Here is a 22,603-nt window from a genome sequence, read left to right as displayed (position 1 = left end):
TGTCGTGCAACCGGGCCTCGGTCGCGGCTACCAGGTCTCGGGCGCGGCCCCGTGCGGGACGGGCTCGGGTCGGTCGACGGTCGAGGTGAGGGCGATCTCGCGCTTCTCGGCGCTCGAGCGGAGGATGGCGTCCATCGCCTCGAGGACGTGGAACGCGAGCTGGCCGGAGGCGCGGTGGGGCCGGTCGGTCTCGATCGCACGGGCCATGTCGGCCAGGCCGTAGCCGCGGCCGGCGTTCTCGTATCCTGCGGACACCGGCACCTCGTGCCACTCGGGCTCGTCTTGGGTGGCGACCTCGACGGGGTCGGAGAACCGGTTCGGGTCGGGGACGGCCAGGGTGCCCTTCGTGCCGTAGACCTCGAACAGCGGCGACCTCGTGGCCCACACCTCGAAGCTCACGGTGAGAGTCGTGGTGACGCCGTTCGCGTGCTCGATCAGAGCCGTGACGTGCGTGTCGATGTCGACGGGGATCGGGGTGCCCTCGAGCGGACCCGTCCACACGTGGCGCTCCCGGTTGGAACGCGTCGCGAGACCGGTGACGCGCACGATCGGGCCGAACAGGGTGATGAGCGTCGTGAGGTAGTACGGCGCCATGTCGAGCAGTGGGCCGCCGCCGGGCTGGTAGTAGAACAGCGGCGACGGGTGCCAGCGCTCGTGGCCGGGAGCGGACCAGTGCACCTGCGCGCCCACCGCGTCGCCGATGAGCCCCGAGTCGAGCACCTGGCGAGCGGTCTGCACGCCCGTGCCGAGGACGGTGTCGGGCGCGCTGCCGACCCGGAGGCCCTTCTCGGCTGCGAGGTCGAGCATCGGCTGCGCCTCGGCGGGGTTGAGCCCCAGGGGCTTCTCGGCGAAGACGTGCTTGCCGGCCGAGAGCGCCTTCATGCCGACCTCGACGTGCGCGGCCGGGATGGTGAGGTTGATCACGGCGTCGATCGACTCGTCGGCGAGGAGCTCGTCGACGGTGAGGGCGCGCACGCCCTGCTCGTCGGCGACCTGCTTCGTGCGTGCCGCGTCGATGTCCGCGACCGCGACGAGGGTCAGGTTCGGCAGGCTCGGGAGGCTGGCGAAGTACTGCTCGGAGATCTTTCCGACGCCGATGACGCCGACTCTCAGCGGGCTGCCCACAGCAGTCCCCTTTCGATGATGGTGCGGACGGTCGGGATCTCGAGGATGTCGACGTGGTGACCCAGCGTCGTCACGAAGATGCGGCCCTCGCCCCAGAGGCGGGTCCAGATCGCGGGGCTCGTCACCTCGCGGTGGAAGGGATCCCACGGGCGCACCTTCTGCGTCGTCGTGGCGAGCACATCGTTGTAGTCGTCGTGCAGCACCCAGTACTGCTCGGTCGTGAGGTCGAAGTCGGTCAGGCCCTCGGTGATCGGGTGCGTCGCCGCAGCTGCGGTCATGTTCACCGTGTACGGCACGTAGTTGTCGGACTGCTCGCCGAGACGATCCTTCGGGTCGTTGCCCGGGTGGGTGGCGAACTGGCCGCCGACCATGTGCAGGTAGTCCGAGGTGTTGCGGAACGAGTCCGCGATGCCGCCGTGCCAGCCGCCGAAGCCCGTGCCTGAGATGACCGCCTGCTGGAGGCCCTCGAACTCCTCCTTCTCGATCGTCGACATCGTCACCGTCTGCACGATGAGGTCGACGCCCTGGAGATAGTCGGTGTCGGCGTACACCGCCGTGGAGTCCTCGACGCGGACCTCGCCGAAGTTCGCCTCCAGGAACGGGACGAACAGGTCGGTCGCCTCGACCGGCTGGTGGCCGTCCCACCCCCCTCGCACCACGAGGGCTTTCCGGCGGAGCGGTGGCTGGGTGTCAGACATGCGAGAGGGAACCGATTTCTGTGAGGGCGACTGCGTCGCGGGGGGCGTGCATCGGCCGCCGACCGAGCGTCCGGTCGGCGGCCGAGGTTGTTGCGCGGGCCTGGCCTACCGGCCGGCGAGGGAGCCTCCGATGCCGCCGACGGAGAAGTACTTGTTCAGGAACGCGAACAGGATGATCGGGGGCAGCATCATCACGACGGCGACCGCCATGACGAGACCCCAGTTCGTCGCGTTCTGCTGGAAGAACGTCTCGAGACCCACGGGGAGGGTGTAGTTCGGGTCGGAGCGGAGGAACACGAGAGCGATCAGGTAGTCGTTCCAGGCGAGCAGGAACGAGAAGATCGCGGTCGACAGGATCCCCGGGAGCGAGTTCCGGAGCACGATGCGGGTGAAGGAGCCGAACAGGGACGCGCCGTCCATCCACGCGGCCTCTTCGAGCGCGATCGGGATCGAGTCGTAGTACGCCGCCATCATCCAGATCGCGACCGACATCGTCGATCCGACGTAGATGATCGTGACACCGACGAGGTTGTCGACCAGGCCCAGCTTCGAGAACAGGATGAACAGCGGGATCACCGCCGACACCACCGGCAGGGACTGCACCACGAACAGCACCAGCGAGTACCCCGACACGAGCTTGTTCCGCGCTCGGCTGAGGACGTACCCGGCGGGAGCCGCGACGGCGACCGCGATCACGACCGTGACGACGGTGACCGTGAGGCTGTTCTGCAACCAGGTCAGCACCGCCGTCTGGGAGAAGATCAGCGAGTAGTTCTCGAACGTGAACCCGTTCGCCGTCGACCCGAGACCGGGCTGGAACGACAGGCCCACGACCGCGACGATCGGGACGAGGACGACCGCGGTGACGATGAGGATGAGGGTGAACCTCCACCAGCCGCCACGCTTGCGCTGCTCGGTCTGGGTGCGGCGGCGACGCGCGGTGACGCTGCCTTTCGCGGTGTCTCCGACGCGGGCGCGGCGGACGCTGAGGGTGCTCATTCGATGTTCACCTTTCGGATCTGGCGGTACAGGGCGACCGAGATGATGACGAGGACCAGGGTCATCAGGAACGCGATCGCGATGCCGGGGCCGGTCTGGAAGTTCTGGAACACCGTCAGGTACGCCAGGACCACCAGCGACTGGGTGGCGTTGACCGGGCCGCCGCCGGTCAGCAGGAAGATGGTCGGGAAGTCGTTCACGCAGAAGATCGTCATGAGGATCCACGACACGAACGTGGTGCGGGCGATCATCGGCATCGTGATGTACCGGAACGTCTTGAACCCGGAGGAGCCGTCGACCTTCGCGGCCTCGTACACGTTGGTGTCGACCGCGGCCAGCGCCGACGACATCATCATCATCATGAACGGGAACGAGATCCACACCTTGAACACGCAGACCACGACCTGCGCGAGGAACGGGTCGGCGAGGAAGAGCACGTTGCCGAAGCCGAGGTGCGCGAACAGGATCGGCAGCGGCGACTGCGGGGTCGCTACCAGCCAGTTCCAGCTCGTCGCCGACACCACGACCGGCACGATCCAGGGCAGCAGCAGCAGCACCTTGAACAGGTTGTTCGCCGGAATGTAGGTGCGCAGCAGCAGCGAGAGCAGCAGGCCCACGATCCACGACCCGAACACACCCACGATCGTGAAGATCAGCGTGAACTCCGCCGCCTTCCAGAACGCCGGCTCCGTCAGGATGTTCAGGTAGTTGTGCAGGCCCACGAACGGGCCGGCGTCGAGCAGGGTGCCGTTGTGCAGCGACTGGATGAACGCGTAGATCACCGGGTACAGGTTGATCAGCAGCAGAAGCACCAGCGACGGCAACGCGAACGCGAGCAGCGTCCACGTGCGGGGCCCGAACCGCTTCGACTTACGGACCGGGCGGGGCGCGCCCGACCCGGAGCCGGACATACCGACTCCGCGCCGGGCGCGCTTCAGATTGTCTGCGACGCTATTGGCCGTCATGACTTCACTCCTTCGTGATGGCTTGGATCCGTGGGGAGGCAGTCAGGCCCGCCACGTCGCATCGATGGGTCAGGACGCGGACGAAAGGATCGCGTTCTGCAGGGTGGTGAGGGCGGCCTTGGCCGTGACCTTGCCGCCCAGGATCGACTGGGTGAAGGTGGTCATGGCCGGCGTGCCGTCCACAGCCGAGACGCCCGAGAAGAGCGCGCTGCCGCCGGGGGCGGCCCACGTCTTCGAGATGGGCTGCCACTCGTTGATGACCTTGACCGCGTTGGCGTTCTTCTTGAAGCCGGCGAGGTCGGCGATCGAGGAGAGCACGGGCAGGCCGACGCCGGTGTTGGACGTCCACAGCGTGTGCATGTTCTTGTAGTAGTACGTGAGGAACGCCTCCGAGCCCTTCTGGGAGGGGGTGTTCTTGTACATCATGATGTTGTTCGGGAAGAAGAGCGCGCCCTTCTTGCCCGAGGGGCCGGTCAGCGGGTCGGCGACGAAGAGGTCGGCCGCCTTGGTGCCGCCGACGTTCTGGTCGAGCGCCGCGCCGTCCCAGCCGAAGCCGAACTTGTTCGCCTTCCACTGAGCCTGCACGTTCGCCGAGGTGTACGTGGCGCACGCGGGGTCGGTGTAGCCCTTCGAGACGAGCTCGAGCATGAAGTTCATGGCCTCGATGTTCTCGTTCGTGACGCAGTTGGCCTTCTGGTTCTCGTCGAAGAGACCGCCGCCGTTGTTGATCATGAAGCTGACCATGATGTGCGAGCCGGTGAAGTTGCCCGAGCCGGAACCCTGGCCCCAGCCGTAGACGCCGATCTTCTTGAGCGCGGCGCAGGTGTCGAGGTAGCTCTGCCAGTCGGTGGGCACCGTGGTGCCGGCCTTGGCGAGGAGCGACTTCGAGTACCACGCGACACGCATGTCGAGGTTGTAGGGGACGGCCGCGTAGCCCTTGTCGGTCTTCATCGTGTCGAGGAGGCCCGGGAGGAAGTCGGCCTTGAGGCCGTTGCTACCCCACGACGAGATGAGGTCGTCGGCGTAGGCGATCTTGCCCTGAGCGGCGTACTGGAACGCCTGCGTGCCACCGCCGGAGGAGACGGCGGGGCCGGTGTTCGACGCGACGGCCGAGGAGAAGGTCTGGGTGAAGTTCGCCCACTGGATGACCTGGTAGGTCGCCGCCGGCAGGCCGCTCTTGGGCTTGTAGGCGAGGGTGATCTTCTTGTCGAGGGTGTTGAAGTCGGTGTTGCCCCAGGGCATGTTCCAGAACTTCATCGTCTTCGAGCCGCTGCCCGATCCGCCGCTCGACGAGCAGGCCGCGAGGAACGCGACGGCGCCGGCTCCGACAGCCCCGCCGAGGAAGGCGCGACGGCTGAAAGCCGAACCCGTGTTTTCGTTAGCCATTGTCAGTGTCCTTTCGCGCGGGCCACTTCGCCCGACGCTGTATTCGTCATTGAATAGAAACTTTCGAACCGAATGTCGTGATGCTGTGGGACTTTTCGGTCGAAACACTGCTTTCTGGCTTCATCTTCACCGACCTTGCGATCCGTGTCAACGTCATTTTCGTTGAGTTTTCGCATTGTTATCGCTGTGTGACGAACTCAAGGAAGCCAGAAACTTCTCTCTCAGTTCATAGAAACTTTCTCTGCTGCGTCGGGGACAAGGGAGGAAATGAGGGTCGGAGGGAGGCGGCTCAGCCGAGCACGCTCTCGAGATACGCGACGCTGTCGGCGATGGCCGTGAACACGTCGCCGGTGTGGTCGTCGAGCTCGATGACGGGAAGCGCGCGAGGAGCTGCGCGGAGGATCTCGACGACGGGCATCGAGCCTGCGCCGACGGCGACCTGCTGCGCGTCGTCCTTCGTGATGGGGCCGTCCTTCACGTGGAGGAAGCGGACCCGGTCGCCGAGTCGGCCGAGGAGCTCGGGGGCATCCTGCCCGCCGACCTCGACCCAATAGGTGTCGACCTCGAGCACGACCTCGGGCGAGAGGTGCCCGGCGAGGACCTCGAGGGCCGGGACGCCGTCGATGAGGTTCTCGAGCTCGAACGCGTGGTTGTGGTAGCCGACCGCGATGCCCTCGGGCGCGAGCTCGGCGGCGATCGCGTTCAGGTCGGCGGCCACCCCCTCGACACCGTCGCGGGTGGTCCAGCGGGCGTCGTCGATGTGGGGGTCGATGAGGGTGCCGATGCCCAGGCGCTTCGCCGCGGCGACGATGGGGCCGAGATCCTGCCCCACCAGACGCGCGTGCGCGCTCGTCGGGGCGAGACCGAGCGCCGGCAGCAGCTCGGCGTATTCGTCGACCCTCTCGACGAAGCCCCAGGGCTCGACCTGCGTGAAGCCGAGGTCGGCGATGCGGCGGAGGGTGCCCGGGAGATCGGCGGCGATGGCCTCGCGAACCGTGTAGAGCTGAACGGAGAGTGGAACCGTCGTCACCGCGTGCCTCCTCGTCGAGTGCGTCGAAACCGTGAGCGCGCGGGCATCCGCGTCGATCGGGTCTCACACTAGGGGCACTTCTGTCGATGGTCAAGCAAAAGTAGCGTGTTCATCGACATCTTTTCCTGACGGCCGTCGGAACCTGTGCTTTACTCTCTTCATGTCAGACGCGATCCGCTCGTCTGCCCTCGGATCCACCGGAGCAGGCGACCTGTTCCAGCTCCTCCGCGACGGCGCCCCGCGCACCCGCGCCGAGCTGGCCGCGCTCACCGGTCTGGCCCGCTCGACCATCGGTCTGCGCCTCGACACGCTGACCGACCTCGGCCTCATCGGCCCCGTCGCCGATGCCGTCTCGACCGGCGGTCGGCCGCCGTCGCGCATCGCCCTGCTCCCCTCGTCGCGCATCGTCCTGGCCGCCGACCTCGGCGCGAGCCACGCGCACGTCGCGCTCACCGATCTTCTCGGCGACGAGCTCATCAGCCACCGCGAGCGGCTGCCGATCGACCTCGGCCCCGAGGTCGTCCTGACGTTCCTCGTCGAGCAGGTCGACCGGCTCCTGGGCCGACTCGGCCGCACGCGCGGCGACCTCATCGCCGCCGGCATCGGACTGCCCGGGCCCGTCGAGTTCTCCACCGGTCGCCCGGTGAACCCGCCGATCATGCCGGGCTGGGACGCCTTCGACGTGCCCGGCTGGGTGCGACGACACATCGACGTGCCCGTGTACGTCGACAACGACGTCAACATCATGGCCCTCGGCGAGCGCACGTACTCGTGGCCCGACGTCGACCACCTCTTCTTCCTCAAGGTCGCGACCGGCATCGGCTCCGGCATCATCTCGGGCGGACAGCTGCAGCGCGGCGCCCAGGGCATCGCCGGCGACATCGGGCACATCCCGGTCAGCCGCGGGCACGGCATCGCCTGCCGCTGCGGCAACACCGGCTGCCTGGAGGCCGTGGCGTCCGGGCCGGCGATCGTCGCCGCGCTGCGCGCCGAGGGGATCGACGTGAGCCGGGGATCCGACGTGGTCGACCTCGTGCGCCGAGGCGACATCGACGCCGTCCGCGCCGTGCGTCAGGCTGGGCGCGACATCGGCGAGGTGCTCACCACCTGCGTCAACCTCATCAACCCCTCCGTCATCGCCATCGGCGGCTCGATGTCGGAGGCGGGCGAGCACCTGCTGGCCGGCGTCCGCGAGGTCGTCTACTCGCGATCGATGCCGCTCGCGACCGAGCACCTCACGATCGTCCAGTCGCGCGCCGCCGACCGCGCGGCGATCCTCGGTGCGAGCATGCTCGCCATCCACCACGCGCTCGCGCCCGAAAGCCTCGACACCCTGGCGGCCGAAGCGCTCTGACGCCCGGCGTGGGCGACAATGGTCGGGTGACCCTCGTGCAGCCGACTCTCTCCCTCTGGGACGAGCCGCTGCCCGCGAGGCTCCACACCGACCGGATCCTGGCCGACTCGTCCGACCGCGTCGCCTGGCTGCGGGCGCGCAGCCGAGGCATCACCGCGACCGACGTCGCCCGTCTGTCCAGCCCCGCGGCGGTGCGGGCCGTCGTGAACGAGAAGCTGTTCGGCTCGACCTTCTCGGGCAACGCCTACACCGACCACGGTCGCAATCGCGAGCCCGAGATCGCCCGCTGGGTGAAGGTTCACCACCGGATCGACCCGAGCACGAAGCTCTTCCACGCCCGCGGCCAGCGACTGCACCTGGCCACGCCCGACGGCGTCGGGGTCCGGGCCGACGGCACGCTCGAGCTCGCCGAGATCAAGACCACGGCCAAGGCGTGGCGGTCGATCCCCCGCTCGTACCTGCGCCAGGTGTGGTGGCAGCAGTACGTCCTCGGCGCCGAGCGCACGCTCGTCGTCTGGGAGCAGCACGTCGACTTCGTGCCGATCGCCGCCGAGCCGGAGTGCCGCTGGGTCGACCGCGACGACGACGAGATCGAGCAGCTGATCCACCTCGCCGACCAGGTGCTCGAGGCCCTCGCCGCTACCGTGCGCTGACGGTCTGCAGGTCGATCGCCGGCGACGTCAGGATCCGATACCTGCTCAGCCAGATGACGATCGCGGACATCCCCGCGATGAAGATGGCGATGCCGAGGCAGTAGAGCAGCACGACGCCCCAGCCGAGCTTCACGACGTTGAGGAACGGGTAGGGCACGAAGCTCTGGCCGCGCAGCAGGATCACGACCACCCAGACGAGCGGGTAGGCGAGGAACCACCACAGGCGAGACCACCGGATCCGGCTGCGGTCGCCGAAGAAGACCCAGTCGAGCACGACGACGAGCGGCACGACTCGGTGCATGACGTCGCTCGCCCACTGCAGGCTGAACGACTGGTCGAGGCTCGCGTTGACGAGCAGCACGTTGAAGACCACGCCGGTCGTCGCGATGTAGGCCGTCGCGGCGGCGCGCGCGAGGACCAGCCAGTGCGGCTGGACCCGGTTCATGACCAGCAGCGCGCCGGAGATCGCCATGACCGCGGCCACGATGAGGTTGCTCTGGATCGTGAAGTAGCCGAAGAAGTTGGCGAACGCGTAGACCGGCGAGTTGAGGCTGAGCGCCCACTGGCACGCCACGGCGATGACGACCGCGACCGCGACGGCGAGGCGCACGGAACCGAAGAGGAGTCTCACCCTTTCAGCGTATCGATAGTTTCCCGAGGCTTGACACCCCCGAAACACATCGGACTCACGCCGCCACTTGACTGAGAGGACGCCGCCGGGCCGCGAGAAGAGCCCGGCCAGCCTGAACCACGGAAGGCCCTCGATGAAGACGACGACCGAAAGGCCGACCCTGACCGCCACGATGCGAGCCATGGTCATCACCGAGAACGGCGAGCCGGACGTGCTCACCGAGGCGACCATCGCGACGCCGAGCCGCCTCGGGTCGGAGGTGCTCGTCCGCGTGATCGCGGCCGGGGTCAACCCGCTCGACGCCGATGCGCGCGCCGGACGCGTCGGCTCCTGCGGCACCCCGGAGCTGCCCGCGGTGCTCGGCTGCGACTTCTCGGGCGTCGTCGTCGAGAGTCCGTATGCCGCCTGCACGCTGAAGCCCGGCGTCGAGGTCTACGGCGTCGCGTCGGTGCCCCGTGCGGCGGGCACATACGCCGAGTACGTGAGCGTGCCGCTGCTCTCGGTTGCGAGGAAGCCGGCGTCGCTCTCGCACGTGGAGGCCGCGGCAGTGCCGCTGGCCGCGCTCACCGCGTGGGGCATCGTCGTCGATGTGGCCAAGGCGCACGAGGGCCAGCGGATCCTGGTGCACGCGGCCGCCGGTGGCGTGGGTCACTTTGTGGTCCAGTTCGCCGCCTACTTCGGCGCGCACGTGATCGCCACGGCCTCGACGCGCAACGCCTCGTGGCTGCGTCAGCTCGGCGCGGCCCAGGTGGTCGACTACACGGCCGGTCTGTTCGAGGACGAAGTGCCGGTCGTCGACGTCGTGATCGACCTCGTCGACGACGACGACGTCGCGCTGCGATCGATCGAGGTGCTGAGGCTCGGGGGCACCATGATCCACGTTCCTCCGCGCGAGGTGCCGGGGCTGCAGGATCGAGCGAACGGCGCCGGGGCGAGGCTCACCGGCTACGAGACCGCCCCCGACGCCACGTGCCTCGCGATCATCGCGCGCCTGATCGACTCGGGCGACGTGACCGTCTACGTCGACGACGTGTACGACCTCGAGGACGTCGCGGACGCCCACCGTCGGCTCGCGCAGCACCACACCCGGGGCAAGCTCGTGCTGCGGGTCGCCGACGAGTAGCTGACGCGCACGACGCGAGAAGGCCCGCACCCCGAGGGGGTGCGGGCCTTCTGTCGACCGTCGCCTACAGCGCGTTGATGTCGAGCGGGATGCCAGGACCGAAGGTGGTCGAGACGGTGCCCTTGGTGATGTAGCGGCCCTTCGACGAGGACGGCTTGAGGCGGATGACCTCTTCGAGAGCGGCGTCGATGTTCTCGTTGAGCTGCTCGGTGGTGAAGCCGGCCTTGCCCACGACGAAGTGCACGTTGGCGTGCTTGTCGACGCGGAACTCGATCTTTCCGCCCTTGATGTCGCTGACGGCCTGGCCGACGTTCGGGGTGACCGTGCCGGTCTTCGGGTTGGGCATGAGGCCGCGCGGGCCGAGCACCTTGCCGAGACGACCGACCTTGCCCATGAGCTCGGGGGTCGAGACGGCCGAGTCGAACGCGGTGTAGCCGCCGGCGACCTTCTCGATGAGCTCGTCGCCGCCGACCTCGTCGGCGCCGGCCGCGATGGCGGCCTCGGCCGCAGCGCCCGTCGCGAAGACGATGACGCGGGCGGTCTTGCCGGTGCCGTGCGGCAGGATGACGGTGCCGCGCACCATCTGGTCCGCCTTGCGCGGGTCGACGCCGAGCTTCAGCGCGACCTCGACGGTCGAGTCGAACTTCTTCGAGCCGGTCTCACGGGCGACCGCGACGGCCTCGGACGGGGTGTAGAGCTTGCCTGCCTCGATCTTCTCGGCAGCGGCGCGGTACGCCTTGGACTTCTGAGCCATGTGAAATCTCCTGATTTCGAGAGTGTGGTTGCGAGCCTGGCCGGCTCTCCCACGGTTGTCTGAGTGGAGGACGGACTACGCGTCGACCGTGATGCCCATGGAGCGGGCGGTGCCGGCGATGATCTTCGCCGCGGCGTCGATGTCGTTCGCGTTGAGGTCGGCCTGCTTGGTCTGGGCGATCTCGCGGACCTGGTCCATCGTCAGCTTGCCCACCTTGACGGTGTGCGGCGTGGCGGAGCCCTTGGCGAGGCCGGCGGCCTTCTTGATGAGCTCGGCGGCCGGCGGGGTCTTCAGGATGAAGGTGAACGAGCGGTCCTCGTAGACGGTGATCTCGACGGGGATCACGTTGCCGCGCTGCGACTCGGTGGCCGCATTGTACGCCTTGCAGAACTCCATGATGTTCACGCCGTGCTGACCCAGGGCCGGGCCGATGGGCGGGGCGGGGTTCGCGGCGCCGGCGTTGATCTGAAGCTTGATCAGACCAGTGACCTTCTTTTTCGGTGCCATGTGATTCTTCTCTCTTGTGGATTCGAACCCGGTGCGGTTGCACCGTGCTCTCCCGGACGCCCCGAAGGGCTCGATCCGGTGATTCAGGCCTGACGGCCTAAAGTCTTGTGTCGGTTCAGAGCTTCGTGACCTGGTCGAACGACAGCTCGACAGGCGTCTCACGCTCGAACAGCGAAACGAGCACAGTGAGCTTACCCGATTCGGGCTTGATCTCGTTGATCGTTCCGGGAAGGCCGGCGAACGAGCCCTCCTTGATGGTGATCGTCTCGCCGATCTCGAAGTCGACCTCGGCCGGGATGACCCGCTGGGCGGCCTTCGCGCCCTTCGACGAGCCCTTGGCGGCCGGGGCGGCCTCCTGCACCTGGACGAGGCTCTTCAGCATGTTGAAGGCCTCCTCGAAGCGGAGCGGCGTGGGGTTGTGGGCGTTGCCCACGAAGCCCGTGACGCCCGGGGTGTGGCGGACGACCGACCAGGAGTCCTCGTTGAGGTCCATGCGGACGAGCACGTAGCCGGGGATGCGGACGCGCGTGACGAGCTTGCGCTGGCCGTTCTTGATCTCGACGACGTCTTCCATCGGGACCTCCACCTGGTAGATGAAGTCCTCCATGGTCATCGAGACCATGCGGTTCTCGATGTTCTGCTTCACGCGGCGCTCGAAGCCCGCGTAGGAGTGGATGACGTACCACTTGCCCGGCTTGCCGCGGAGCTCGTAGCGGAAGGCCTCGTACGGGTCGACCTCGGCCTCGTCCTCCTCGTCGACCTCTTCCTCGTCCTCGGTCGCCTCGATGGCGGCCTCGGCGTCGTCGGCGGTGTTCACCTGGAGAGCGTCGTCGACGACGGCGTCGGCCTGCTCGTCCTCCGACTGGTCGAGCGAGTCGAGCAGGTCGTCGAGGTTCGTGATCGCGTCGGTGCCCTCGGCGTTCGTCTCGTCGATCTCGAGGGCCCGCTGCTCGGCGGCCTCGACGCTGTCCTCGTCGGCGGTCTGCGAGGAGCCCTCCTGGACCTCCTCGACCTCCGAGGACTGCTCGGCGGCGGTGGCGAGATCGATGTCGTCGCGCTCGTTCTTGGGCAAGGCTTCTTCTTCCGTTGTCTGGGGCGGGCTGTCGGAGTGCTGTCTGCGTGCGGGTGTACCCGATCCTGCGACCTGGTCGATCGTCACGACCGACCGGTCTCGGGGTTACGAGGCGTTGACGCCGTTTCCGAAGACGTACTGCACGACGAAACCGAACAGGGTGTCGAGACCGAAGACGAGCGCCATCATGATGACGACGAACACGAGCACGACACCGGTGAAGCCGAACAGCTCGCGGCGCGTCGGGGTGACGACCTTCTTCAGTTCGTTGATGACCTGGCGGATGAACAGCGCGATCCGCGCGAAACGCCCACGACGCGCGGCGCCGTCGGCCCTCGCGATCGCGACGACGTCCTCGTCGGGAACGTCAACGTCTTTTCTCGCCACTACGCACTTGCCTTCCAGGTCACTCGTGCCTCAGGACAATGAATCCTGTGGACACTGCCCGGTCGCGCTGCACGCTCGCGGACGTTCGTCCAGCCCGCGCGTCGTGCGCGGACAGGGCTGCAGGGCGGACAGGACTCGAACCTGCAACCTGCGGTTTTGGAGACCGCTGCTCTACCAATTGAGCCACCGCCCTAGGATCTGCGGAACCCGGTCGAACTTCTCGCCCACCCCCTGCGGGTCGGTCGTCTGCGCGGCACCGGAACCGATGCATCGCAGGCATGGAAAAGCTTGGTGGATTCCACCACCGCAGAACAGTGTAGGTGCAGTTTCCTGGGCAAGTCCAGTTGGCCAGGATCGGCCTGTCGTGTTACGGCGGCCTCCCGGCTAGGCTCGACGGCGTGAACAGCTCGGCCCAGACCACGCCCTCGTCCGCCACCGCACACCCTCGCCTCAGCGCCCGCATCGCCGCGATCGCTGAGTCGGCGACCCTCAAGGTCGATGCCAAGGCGAAGGCGCTGCAGGCCGACGGCAAGCACGTCATCAGCTACGCGGCCGGCGAGCCGAACTTCCCGACGCCCGACCACATCGTCGAGGCCGCTGTCGCCGCGGCCCGCGACCCGAAGAACCACCGCTACACGCCCGCCGCCGGGCTCCCCGACCTGCGCCAGGCCATCGCCGAGAAGACGCTGCGCGACTCCGGCACTCACGTGACCGCCTCGCAGGTGATCGTCACGAACGGCGGCAAGCAGGCCGTCTACCAGTCGTTCGCGGCGATCGTCGACGACGGCGACGAGGTGATCCTGCCCACCCCGTACTGGACCACCTACCCCGAGGCCGTGAAGCTCGCCGGGGGTGTGCCCGTCGAGGTGTTCGCGGGGTCCGACCAGGGCTACCTGGTGACCGTCGAGCAGCTCGAGGCCGCACGCACCGACCGCACGAAGGTGCTCCTGTTCGTGTCGCCGTCGAACCCGACCGGCGCCGTGTACTCGGAGGAGCAGACGCGAGCCATCGGCGAGTGGGCGCTCGAGCACGGCATCTGGGTGATCACCGACGAGATCTATCAGAACCTCGTCTACGACGGCGTCAAGGCCGTCTCGATCACGCAGGCGGTGCCGGAGCTCGCCGACACGGCGATCCTGGTGAACGGCGTCGCGAAGACCTACGCCATGACCGGCTGGCGCGTGGGCTGGATGATCGCGCCCGCAGACGTCACCAAGGCGGCCTCGAACCTGCAGTCGCACCTGTCGTCGAACGTGTCGAACATCTCGCAGCGCGCGGCCATCGCGGCACTCACGGGCTCGCAGGAGTCGGTGGAGACCATGCGCCAGGCCTTCGACGCGAGGCGCCAGGTGATCGTCCGCGAGCTCAACAGGATCGACGGCGTGAACTGCCCGACCCCCGAGGGCGCCTTCTACGTCTACCCCGACGTGACCGGGCTGCTCGGCCGCGAGTGGGGCGGCGTCACGCCGACGACGTCGCTCGAGCTCGCCGACCTGATCCTCGACCAGGCCGAGGTCGCGACCGTGCCCGGCGAGGCGTTCGGGCCCAGCGGGTTCCTCCGCCTCTCGTACGCGCTCGGCGACGACGACCTGCTCGAGGGCGTGCAGCGCCTCCAGAAGCTCTTCGCTTAGGCGTTCTCTCTCCTGAACGTGCGGGTGCCCCACCAGAGGGCGGCGGTGACGAGTACGACGGTCCACAGCACGCCCCAGAGCAGCTCGAGGGTCCACGCGCCCGAGAACAGCTCGCGCACGGCGTCGACGATGTGCTTCGTCGGGATGATGTCGCTCACGGTCTGAAGCCACTGCGGTGCGATGGTCATCGGCAGCAGGATTCCCGAGAGCAGCAGGACGGGCAGCGCCACGCTGTTGATGAGGGGCGCCATGACGTCTTCGCTCTTCGTCGTCAGCGCGATCGCGTTGGACGCGGCGGCGCAGGCCGTGCCGAGGGCGACGGTGAGGATCAGCCCGAAGAACATGCCGACGAGGTTGCCCCGGAGACCGAACGCGAAGCCGAGGCCGATCAGCACCACGCCCTGCACGAAGAGCTGCAGGACATCGCGCAGGATCCGCCCGAACAGCAGCGCCGTGCGGCTCGCGGGCGTCACGCGCTCGGCCTCGATCACGCCGGCACGCCACTCGGCGATGAGGCTGAACCCGGCGAACAGGGCCCCGAAGATGCCGAGCTGGATGAGCAGGCCGGGCACGAACAGCGTGTAGGCGTTGGTCGTGCCGAGCTGGCCGGCCAGCGGCTTGAGCAGCGGCCCGAACAGGCAGAGGTAGAGGATCGGCTGCACGAGCCCGATGATCACCCACGCGGGGTTGCGGAGCGCGATGCGCATCTGCCGGCGGAACACGATGCCGGTCTCGCGCCAGAACGAGGCGGTCATGGTCACTCCCCCTCTCGCAGCGAGCGGCCGGTGAGGTCGAGGAACACATCGTCGAGGGTGGGCCGCCTCACCTCGATCGACTCGAGCGCGATGCCGTCGGCATCCAGGGCCCGCAGGAGCTCGGGCACACGCGCTCCGGCGTCTCGCACGCGCGCCGAGACCAGCCGCTCGTCGACCGTCACCGACGTGTCGTCCCCCGATCGCTCGGAGACGCCGGCCGCCGCCGCGAGGCGCTCGGCGGCCACTCGGACGGAGGCCTCGTCGGCGACCACCAGCTCGACGAGGTCGCCGGCGACACCGCGCTTGAGGGCCTCCGGGGTGTCGCTGGCGACGATCGAGCCGTGGTCGATCACGAGGATCCGGTCGCAGAGCGCGTCGGCCTCGTCGAGGTAGTGCGTCGTGAGGAACACCGTGCTGCCGCGCTTCTCGCGGAGGTCGGAGATGTGGGTCCAGAGGTTCGAGCGGGCCTGCGGGTCGAGGCCGGTGGTCGGCTCGTCGAGGAACACCAGCGTGGGGTCGTGGACGAGGCCCATCGCGATGTCGAGGCGCCGCCGCTGGCCGCCCGACATGGTCGACGGCTTGCGGCCCCAGAGGCCGTCGAGGTCGAGCTGGTCGAAGAGCTCGCGGCCGCGGCGCTCGGCCTGAGCTCGCGAGACGCCGTAGAGCATGCCGTGGTCGACGATCTCCTCCCCCGCGAGGGCGACCGGCGACGTCGAGCCGCTCTGCGACACGTAGCCGATCGACCGCCGGACGCCGACCGGGTCGTCGAGGAGGTCGTGCCCGGCGACCGTCGCGGTGCCCGCGGTCGGCTGCAGCAGGGTGGTGAGCATGCGGAGCGTCGTGGTCTTGCCGGCGCCGTTGGGGCCGAGGAAGCCGACGATCTCGCCGTCGGAGACCGTGAGATCGACGCCGGCGACGGCTTTCACCTCGCTCTTCTCCCGGCCCTTGCGGGTGACGAACGTGCGTGCGAGACCGCGCGCTTCGATGACCGGGGCGCCGCCGGAGGGCGGCCTGTGCGTGCGTGAAGCCATGTGGAGAAGCCCTTCGTCGCGCTTGCAAGTGCGACAAGTGGACCACAGACCACTGACATTTCACCAGTGTTGGCCGGCGCCCGACGAACCGCTAGAGGAACGCCCCGAGCAGGATCGGCTCGGGGTGCAGCAGCACGCCGAACTCCGACGCCACACGGCTCTGCACGAAGCGCGCGAGCTCCGTCACCTCGGCGGCCGTCGCTCCCCCGCGGTTCGTGATCGCCAGAGTGTGCTTCGACGAGATCGCCGCCCGCGAGCCGGGCAGGGAGAAGCCGCGCGGGATTCCCGAGTGCTCGATCAGCCACGCCGCCGAGAGCTTCACGGCCGCGGGGGCCGGGGGCGGTGGCGGGGCGGGGAGCTCGCCGAGGGGAACCGCTACATCCTGCGCCTCGGGGCTCGACTCCCACCGGGGTGCGTCGGCGGGCACCCCTTCGAGCGCCTCGGGCGACACGATCGGGTTGGTGAAGAACGAGCCGCAGGAGCGCGTGTCGGCGTCGGCCGGGTCGAGCACCATGCCCTTCGAGGCGCGCAGGGCGAGCACCCGGTCACGGACATCCGCGACGGGCACACGGTCGCCGAGCGCGACGCCGAGGGCCGAGGCGAGCTGGGCGTAGGCGACAGGCTCGGAGACTCCGCCTCCGTTGTGCAGCTCGAACTCGACGGCGGTGATGACCCCGGGGCGCGCAGGATGCGACTGGCCGGCCTTGAACACGCTGGTGCGGTACGCGAGCCCCATGTTCGCGCGCGGAACTCGGACGAACTCCAGGGTGTCGGCGTCGAGGAAGTCGGCCGAGACGACGGTGGCCGAGACCTCCTGGCCGTAGGCGCCGATGTTCTGCACGGGCGACGCTCCGACGGAGCCGGGGATGCCGGAGAGCGCCTCGATGCCCGACCAGCCGCGGGCGACGGTCTCGGCGACGAGGTCGTCCCACGGGTGGCCGGCCGCCACGCGGATCCTGACGCCGTCGTCGGTCTCGGAAAGGACCTCGATGCCTCGCGTCGCCACGCGGATCACCGTGCCGTCGAAGCCGTCGTCGGCCACGACGAGGTTCGAGCCCCCGCCGAGGACGAACCACGGCTCGTCGGAGGTGAACGCGTCGCGCGCCGCGGCGAGCAGCTCGTCGCCGGTGGTCGGCTCGACCAGGCGGACGGCCGGGCCACCCACGCCGATCGTCGTGAGGTCGGCGAGGACGGGCTGCCCCGGGGCGGCGGCGTCGCTCACGCCCAGGCCACTCGCACCTGGGCCTTGCCGAGCACGGTCTGGCCGTCGAAGGTCACGGTGAGGTCGACGCGCGCGGTCTTCGCGGCTTCGTCGACCTGCCCGAGCTTCGCCGAGATCGTGAGCTCGGCACCGGTCTCGGGGTCGACGACGACGGGTCGGGTGAAGCGGACCTGGTAGTCGGCGACCCAGCCGCCGACGCCCGGCCCGGACTCGGAGGCCAGCCAGTCGACGACGGGCTGCACGGCCACGCCCATCGTGAGCATGCCGTGCGCGAGCACGCCGGGCAGGCCGACCGACGTCGCGACGTCGTCGCGGTAGTGGATCGGGTTGAAGTCGCCCGAGGCGCCGGCGTAGCGGACGAGCGAGTCGCGGGTGAGCGTGAGCGTCTTCTCGGCGACGACGGCGCCGACCTCGAGCGCGGCGCTCATTCGTCGCCCCGGACGACGAGGGTCGAGACGGCGGTGACCACGTGGGCTCCGGCGCCGTCGACCATGACCGACTCGGCGGTGACCATCGAGTGGCCGCCGAGCGACTTGACGCCCGCGACGGTGAGCGTCGCGGTGAGCTCGTCGCCGGCGACGATCGGGCGCGTGTAGGTGAAGCGCTGGTCGCCGTGGACGACGCGCGAGAAGTCGATGCCGGCGTCGGGCTCGGCGAGGAGCTGCTGGAGGGTCGACTCCTGCACCACGATCGCGAACGTCGGCGGCGCGACGACGTCGGCGTAGCCGGCTTTGCGGGCGGCCTCGGGGTCGAGGGAGAGCGGGCTCGTCGACGCGGTGGCGCGAGCGAACTCGCGGATCTTCTCACGGCCGACGAGGTAGGGGGCGACGGGCGGGAAGGTCCGCCCCGCGAGGTCGGGGTTCACTGACACGGCCACGAGTCTACGGCGGGGCCTCGTCTGCTCCTGCGAACCCGGTGAAAATCAGGGGTCGACCCCCTGTTCACCGTGTCAACAGAGGCGTACCATGACCGTCACGTCTGGGATGGTAACTCGACGTACGCGACCGTTCTGCCGACGCGGCAGATCACCCGGGTTCTGATCCGCCACGGGCCCTCCTCCAATCGGGCCCACGGGGATGCTGTGCCGACCGGTCGCACAGAATGGCCTCCGCCTGCAGAGCGGGGGCCATTCTTCGTGCGGGGCCGTGCCTGCCTGAGGCTCTGCGCTCTGCGCGCGGGCGGGGCCCGTGAGCGGCGTTCTCCGTATGCTGAGGCGCATGCTCACCCGAGCGAGGGATCTCGCGCTCTCGTCGCACCCCGGCCCGACCCTCGCCGTCACGATCCTCGCCGCGCTCCTGGCCGTGTCGCTCGGCTACCCGCCGGCCCGCATCGCCGTCATCGCCGTCGCCGTGCTGCTCGGGCAGCTGTCGATCGGCTGGTCGAACGACTGGGTCGACGCGCGCCGCGACGCGGCATCCGGGCGCACCGACAAGCCGGTCGCCGACGGCCGCGTGTCGCGGGTGGTCGTGTTCCGCGCCGCGGTGTCGGCGTTCGTGGTCGGCATGGCGGTCTCGATCGCACTCGGCCGCGCCGCCGCGGTCTGCCACTTCGTGCTCGTCGCCTCGGGGTGGGCGTACAACCTCGGCCTCAAGCGGACCGCCGCGTCGGTCGTGCCCTTCGTCGTCGCGTTCGGGCTCCAGCCGGACGTCGTCACCCTCGCCGCGCAGGACGGCACCCCCGCGGCCTGGTGGGCCACCGCGGTCGGCGCAGTGTTCGGCGTCTCGATCCACTTCACGAACGTGCTGCCCGACCTCGCCGACGACGACGCCACGGGCGTGCGCGGACTCCCCCACCGCCTCGGCGCGCGGCTGTCGGGGCTCGTCGCGTTCGGGGCGCTCGTGCTCGCCTCGGTGCTGGTGCTCGTCGGCCCGCTGCTCACCGCGGGCGGTGCGGGCGTCAGCCTCGTCGCGGTGATCGGCCTCGTCGTCGCCCTGGCGATCTCGGCGGTCGGCGTGCGGCTGGTGCTGACCCGCCCACCGGATCGCACGCTGTTCCGCCTCGTGATCCTGGCGTCGCTCGTGATCGCCGTCGAGCTGGTCCTCAGCGGCACGAGGCTGGCGGGCTGACCCGACGCCTCTCGCGGCACAGGCTCGCTAGAGCGCGACCATCGTGTACGCCCGTGCGAGCGCATGAGCGGCCGGCCCCGCCAGCGCCACGCTGAACCCGACGTCGCGCGCCGCCATCCGAAGACCCGACCGGGGCCGCCCCATCGCCATGTTCGACTCCGCCTGCTTGGCAGCGCGCCATGCCGCCCTGCGGCGCGCCCGCTCGAACTCGCCGAAGTCGAGGGCGTCGAGGCGGTCGCGCGTGGCCCCGGCGACGAGCAGCGGCGCGAGAGCGTCGGCGTCGAGCCAGCCGAGGTTCATGCCCTGCCCGCCGATCGGGCTGATCTCGTGGGCGGCGTCGCCGATCAGCACCACCCGGCCGCGCACGGTCGACTCGGCGATCCGTCGCCGGGCCACGAACGCGCTGACCATCGTGCTGGTCGCAGGATCCGGCGCATGCCCCGTCCGCTCCTGCACGAGCGCCGCGACCGTCTCGGCCGTGGGGCGCCCGGACCCCGCGCCCGTCCGGACCACGAACCGCCGCATGCCTCCGGGCAGCGGAAAGGACTCGACGACGCCTCCGGGCTCGAGGTGGACCACGGCGTCGTCGCCGTCGCCGGTGTCGTCGCGGAAGTCGCCCATCGCGTACGGGTCGGGGTAGGCGACGAGCTCGGCCGGGATGCCGAGGAGGTGCCGCACTGCGCTCCGGGCGCCGTCGGCGCCGACGACGAGCCGCGCGACGTCGAAGACCGGGCCCGAATCCGACTTCCCCTGCAGCCGCACGCGGTCGGGCTCGTGATCGTCGAGACCGGTGAGCTCGACGCCGCGGCGGAGGGCCTGCGGCGCGAGCTCGGCGAGGCGGCTCTCCAGCACGGCCTGGGTCGCGTGCTGCGGCAGGGAGGCGACGAACGGGAACTCGTCGTGGACGCGGTCGAACGAGACGGTGCCGAGGGTGCGGCCCCGGCTGCGCGCGTGTCCGCGTCGGATGAGAGTTGCGGCTTCGACGATCTCGTCGGCGGCGTCGATGCGGGTGAAGGCCGCGAGCGACGGCGGGTGGATGCCGATGGCGCGAGAAGAAGAGTCGGGCGTGCGGCGCTTCTCCCACACGGAGACGTCGAGGCCGCGCTCGGCGAGGAGGGCGGCGAGGAAGACTCCGACGGGTCCGCCACCGACGACCACCACGTCACGCATTCGGCACCTCCGCCGCGGGGGCTCGGTCGTCGAGGCCCACGACCACCACGTCACGCATTCGCGTGCTCCTGCGCCCCGGGCGTGAAGCTGAGCACCAGGCGGAACGGCCACGGCCTCTCGACGCGCCACCCGGCCGGGATCGCGCGACGCAGCTCGTCGGCCCGATAGCTGCGCCGGATCGACAGCAGCCCGTCGGGGTGGATGAACGACCCGCGGAACCCTGCCACGGTCGCCGCCCAGTACGCCCCGTAGGCCAGGCGCCCCCGCGCGATGTCGTTGTGCAGCACGAGCCGCCCCGCTAGGCCTTCGCTGTCTCGGAGCACCCCGGCCAGCTCGGCGGCATCGAGATGGTGGACCACATGGTTCGACACTACGAGGTCGAATCGCCGCCCCTCGGCAACGAGGTCACGACTCGCCGCGCGCACGAACGTCACCCCGGGCGGCTGCGGCTGCGCCGTGGCGTACGCGTGGGCGCGGTCGTCCGGGTCGGCGCCGGTCACGTCGAGCCGCAGTCCGTCGCGGCGGGCCCACGCGGCGAGGGCCCGGGCGACGTCGCCGCCGCCCGAACCGAGGTCGAGCAGGGTGGTCGGCGCCCCGGCAGGGCTCAGCAGCGGCCGGATGCGTCGCCGGTAGAGGGGCCGCCATCCTGCGACCAGGCGGTTGACCAGCACGAAGTGGCCGTAGGTGCGGTGCAGGGCGTCGAGGTCGCAGTCGGGGTCGTCCATGAGCTCAGGCAGCGCCGTCTCACGCCTCGAGAGATCGATCATGGCCGGGTCGCGGCGGCCGCCACGTCGTGCGCGACCGAGTCCGACCCCGAGGGCGCAGGAGCCGCACGGCCGACGACCAGCGTCAGCCGCGCGGCCTCCACGGTGAGACCCGGCCCGAACGCGACGGCTGCGACCGATCGTCGCTCCCTCGCCCGGCCCATCGCACCGACGCCCGCCTGATGCAGAAGCTCTGCCAGCTCGAACAGGACCGTCGCGCTCGACATGTTGCCGAAACGGCGCAGGACGTCGCGACTGAGCGCGAGCTGCTCGTCGTCGAGCGCGAGCGCCGCCTGCACGCGGTCGAGGATGCTGCGGCCTCCGGGATGGATCGCCCACGCCTCCGGAGCCTCGGCGCCGTCGAGGAGCGGGGCCAGGGTCTGGCGGATGCTCTGGCCGACGACCTTCGGCACGTAGCTCGACAGGGTCATGTCGAAGCCGTGGTCGCCGATCGTCCAGGCCATCTCCGCCTCGCTGCCCGGCACGATGGACGTCTGGAACGCCTCCAGGTCGAGGAACGGCGCAGCGCCCGCGCGGCCGGCGTCCGCGGGGTCATCCGGCGGGGTCGCGGTCACGATCGCGGAGGCGGCGCCGTCGGCGAAGACCGACGAGGCGACGATCTGGTCGGGGTCGTCGTCCAGGTGCACGTGAAGCGAGCAGAGCTCGACCGAGGCGACGAGCACGACGGCCGAGGGGTCGGCCCGGACGAGCTGGTCGGCGATCCTGAGCCCTGGGAATGCTGCGCAGCAGCCCATGAAGCCGAGGTGGTAGCGCTGCGTGCCGGGGTCGAGGCCGAGGTCTCGCACCAGCGCGAAGTCGGGGCCGGGCGAGAAGAAGCCGGTGCAGGAGATCGTCACGACGTGGGTGACGTCTCGGCGGGTGAGACCGGGGACGGCGTCGATCGCGCGGGACGCGGCCGCGGCGAGGAGCGCCGGGGCGGCGTCGGCATAGGCGTCGTTGCGGGTGCGGGTGCCGGGGTCGAGAATGCGGCCGGCTGCGAAGAAGTCCGGATTCGGGCCCGCGGCTCCTGTCGCGAACTCCTCGATCGCCACATGACGCGACTCGATTCCGGAGTTGTCGAACGCCGCGGTGACCAGTCGGCGCCCGAGACGACCGTAGCCGGGCTGGCCCAGGAGCAGATCGCGGAGGGCCCGTTGATCGGCGACCGCCCGGGGGACGGCCGTCTCGATGGCGCGAATCGCGGGCATGCGTCACTCTACGTCCGGCACGGTCGGCGGCGCCCAGCGGGGTACGGGCCGCAGCGCATGCGAGTGCAGCTC

The 22,603-nt window shown here is 69.7% G+C and carries 24 protein-coding genes and 1 tRNA gene; 5 read left to right on the top strand and 20 right to left on the bottom strand.

The features are described 5' to 3' along the window. Positions 1 to 27 precede the first annotated feature (27 nt). The 6 genes from C8E83_RS00955 to C8E83_RS00930 all read right to left on the bottom strand — a co-directional run bounded on the left by C8E83_RS00955 (position 28) and on the right by C8E83_RS00930 (position 6,203). Positions 28 to 1,125 (bottom strand): Gfo/Idh/MocA family protein, encoded by a 1,098-nt coding sequence (locus tag C8E83_RS00955; protein WP_121368012.1) that lies wholly within the window; start codon positions 1,123 to 1,125, stop codon positions 28 to 30. Next, on the bottom strand, positions 1,110 to 1,823 hold the full coding sequence (locus C8E83_RS00950) for a ThuA domain-containing protein (protein WP_121368011.1): 714 nt from the start codon (positions 1,821 to 1,823) through the stop codon (positions 1,110 to 1,112). Before C8E83_RS00950 ends, C8E83_RS00955 begins: the two co-directional genes overlap by 16 nt. A gap of 105 nt (positions 1,824 to 1,928) precedes the next feature. Beyond that, positions 1,929 to 2,822 (bottom strand): carbohydrate ABC transporter permease, encoded by an 894-nt coding sequence (locus tag C8E83_RS00945; RefSeq protein WP_121368010.1) that lies wholly within the window; start codon positions 2,820 to 2,822, stop codon positions 1,929 to 1,931. Then, on the bottom strand, positions 2,819 to 3,787 hold the full coding sequence (locus C8E83_RS00940; RefSeq protein WP_121368009.1) for a carbohydrate ABC transporter permease: 969 nt from the start codon (positions 3,785 to 3,787) through the stop codon (positions 2,819 to 2,821). The genes C8E83_RS00945 and C8E83_RS00940 overlap by 4 nt, the downstream gene beginning before the upstream one ends. A gap of 69 nt (positions 3,788 to 3,856) precedes the next feature. Continuing rightward, a complete protein-coding gene (locus tag C8E83_RS00935) occupies positions 3,857 to 5,173 on the bottom strand; it encodes an ABC transporter substrate-binding protein (RefSeq protein WP_121368008.1) in 1,317 nt (438 codons plus the stop codon). Between the two features lie 289 nt (positions 5,174 to 5,462). Next, positions 5,463 to 6,203: a sugar phosphate isomerase/epimerase family protein gene (locus tag C8E83_RS00930; RefSeq protein ID WP_121368007.1), complete on the bottom strand. Its 741-nt coding sequence runs from the start codon at positions 6,201 to 6,203 to the stop codon at positions 5,463 to 5,465. Between the two features lie 160 nt (positions 6,204 to 6,363). On the opposite strand from C8E83_RS00930, the gene C8E83_RS00925 reads away from it, so the two are divergent. Next, a complete protein-coding gene (locus C8E83_RS00925; protein WP_121368006.1) occupies positions 6,364 to 7,557 on the top strand; it encodes an ROK family transcriptional regulator in 1,194 nt (397 codons plus the stop codon). Between the two features lie 35 nt (positions 7,558 to 7,592). Beyond that, on the top strand, positions 7,593 to 8,210 hold the full coding sequence (locus tag C8E83_RS00920; RefSeq protein ID WP_121371664.1) for a YqaJ viral recombinase family protein: 618 nt from the start codon (positions 7,593 to 7,595) through the stop codon (positions 8,208 to 8,210). Here C8E83_RS00920 and C8E83_RS00915 read toward each other — a convergent pair. Then, positions 8,197 to 8,841, bottom strand: coding sequence for a Pr6Pr family membrane protein (locus tag C8E83_RS00915; RefSeq protein ID WP_121368005.1), 645 nt, complete (start codon positions 8,839 to 8,841; stop codon positions 8,197 to 8,199). The two genes, C8E83_RS00920 and C8E83_RS00915, sit on opposite strands and share 14 nt — an antisense overlap. Positions 8,842 to 8,974: 133 nt before the next feature. Here C8E83_RS00915 and C8E83_RS00910 point away from each other — a divergent pair, with 133 nt between their 5' ends. Beyond that, the gene (locus C8E83_RS00910) at positions 8,975 to 9,964 is read left to right on the top strand and encodes an NADP-dependent oxidoreductase (RefSeq protein WP_245981316.1); all 990 of its coding nucleotides are present in this window, start codon (positions 8,975 to 8,977) and stop codon (positions 9,962 to 9,964) included. Between the two features lie 64 nt (positions 9,965 to 10,028). Here C8E83_RS00910 and rplA read toward each other — a convergent pair whose 3' ends face one another. The 5 genes from rplA to C8E83_RS00885 form a co-directional block, all read right to left on the bottom strand. Then, complete coding sequence (gene rplA / locus C8E83_RS00905; RefSeq protein ID WP_121368004.1) at positions 10,029 to 10,718, bottom strand: 50S ribosomal protein L1; 690 nt, start codon at positions 10,716 to 10,718, stop codon at positions 10,029 to 10,031. Between the two features lie 75 nt (positions 10,719 to 10,793). Further along, positions 10,794 to 11,225, bottom strand: a complete 432-nt coding sequence (rplK, locus tag C8E83_RS00900) for a 50S ribosomal protein L11 (RefSeq protein ID WP_121368003.1) — start codon at positions 11,223 to 11,225, stop codon at positions 10,794 to 10,796. Between the two features lie 115 nt (positions 11,226 to 11,340). Beyond that, positions 11,341 to 12,297: a transcription termination/antitermination protein NusG gene (nusG, locus tag C8E83_RS00895; RefSeq protein WP_121368002.1), complete on the bottom strand. Its 957-nt coding sequence runs from the start codon at positions 12,295 to 12,297 to the stop codon at positions 11,341 to 11,343. A gap of 105 nt (positions 12,298 to 12,402) precedes the next feature. Further along, on the bottom strand, positions 12,403 to 12,684 hold the full coding sequence (secE, locus tag C8E83_RS00890; protein ID WP_121368001.1) for a preprotein translocase subunit SecE: 282 nt from the start codon (positions 12,682 to 12,684) through the stop codon (positions 12,403 to 12,405). A gap of 120 nt (positions 12,685 to 12,804) precedes the next feature. Then, positions 12,805 to 12,877 (bottom strand) — tRNA-Trp (locus C8E83_RS00885). A gap of 205 nt (positions 12,878 to 13,082) precedes the next feature. Between C8E83_RS00885 and C8E83_RS00880 the strand changes: the two genes are divergently transcribed. Continuing rightward, entirely contained in the window at positions 13,083 to 14,315 is a 1,233-nt protein-coding gene (locus C8E83_RS00880) for a pyridoxal phosphate-dependent aminotransferase (RefSeq protein WP_121368000.1), read from the top strand. Here the strand turns inward: C8E83_RS00880 and C8E83_RS00875 are convergent. The 5 genes from C8E83_RS00875 to C8E83_RS00855 form a co-directional block, all read right to left on the bottom strand. Beyond that, positions 14,312 to 15,070: an ABC transporter permease gene (locus tag C8E83_RS00875; protein WP_121367999.1), complete on the bottom strand. Its 759-nt coding sequence runs from the start codon at positions 15,068 to 15,070 to the stop codon at positions 14,312 to 14,314. The genes C8E83_RS00880 and C8E83_RS00875 overlap by 4 nt on opposite strands. 2 nt (positions 15,071 to 15,072) lie before the next feature. Continuing rightward, positions 15,073 to 16,101: an ATP-binding cassette domain-containing protein gene (locus C8E83_RS00870; protein WP_121367998.1), complete on the bottom strand. Its 1,029-nt coding sequence runs from the start codon at positions 16,099 to 16,101 to the stop codon at positions 15,073 to 15,075. A 91-nt stretch (positions 16,102 to 16,192) separates the two neighbouring features. Further along, positions 16,193 to 17,323 (bottom strand): UDP-N-acetylmuramate dehydrogenase, encoded by a 1,131-nt coding sequence (locus C8E83_RS00865; protein WP_121367997.1) that lies wholly within the window; start codon positions 17,321 to 17,323, stop codon positions 16,193 to 16,195. After that, entirely contained in the window at positions 17,320 to 17,751 is a 432-nt protein-coding gene (locus C8E83_RS00860; protein ID WP_121367996.1) for a MaoC/PaaZ C-terminal domain-containing protein, read from the bottom strand. The genes C8E83_RS00865 and C8E83_RS00860 overlap by 4 nt, the downstream gene beginning before the upstream one ends. Further along, a complete protein-coding gene (locus C8E83_RS00855; protein ID WP_121371662.1) occupies positions 17,748 to 18,194 on the bottom strand; it encodes a MaoC family dehydratase N-terminal domain-containing protein in 447 nt (148 codons plus the stop codon). The genes C8E83_RS00860 and C8E83_RS00855 overlap by 4 nt, the downstream gene beginning before the upstream one ends. A 346-nt stretch (positions 18,195 to 18,540) precedes the next feature. Between C8E83_RS00855 and C8E83_RS00850 the strand changes: the two genes are divergently transcribed. After that, a complete protein-coding gene (locus tag C8E83_RS00850; RefSeq protein WP_121367995.1) occupies positions 18,541 to 19,389 on the top strand; it encodes a UbiA family prenyltransferase in 849 nt (282 codons plus the stop codon). 27 nt (positions 19,390 to 19,416) lie between these two features. On the opposite strand, the gene C8E83_RS00845 is transcribed toward C8E83_RS00850, so the two are convergent. From C8E83_RS00845 to C8E83_RS00835, 3 genes are read right to left on the bottom strand one after another with little or no spacing between them, the layout of a single operon-like run. Next, the gene (locus C8E83_RS00845; RefSeq protein ID WP_121367994.1) at positions 19,417 to 20,559 is read right to left on the bottom strand and encodes an FAD-dependent oxidoreductase; all 1,143 of its coding nucleotides are present in this window, start codon (positions 20,557 to 20,559) and stop codon (positions 19,417 to 19,419) included. Positions 20,560 to 20,609: 50 nt separating this feature from the next. Next, positions 20,610 to 21,326 (bottom strand): class I SAM-dependent methyltransferase, encoded by a 717-nt coding sequence (locus tag C8E83_RS00840; RefSeq protein WP_121367993.1) that lies wholly within the window; start codon positions 21,324 to 21,326, stop codon positions 20,610 to 20,612. Further along, on the bottom strand, positions 21,323 to 22,531 hold the full coding sequence (locus tag C8E83_RS00835; protein ID WP_121367992.1) for a type III polyketide synthase: 1,209 nt from the start codon (positions 22,529 to 22,531) through the stop codon (positions 21,323 to 21,325). Before C8E83_RS00835 ends, C8E83_RS00840 begins: the two co-directional genes overlap by 4 nt. Positions 22,532 to 22,603: the final 72 nt, after the last annotated feature.

Source organism: Frondihabitans australicus (genome assembly GCF_003634555.1).
GTDB lineage: Bacteria > Actinomycetota > Actinomycetes > Actinomycetales > Microbacteriaceae > Frondihabitans > Frondihabitans australicus.
The sequence above is the reverse complement of the archived record's forward strand: the minus strand, read 5'-3'. Positions and strand labels throughout refer to the sequence as shown.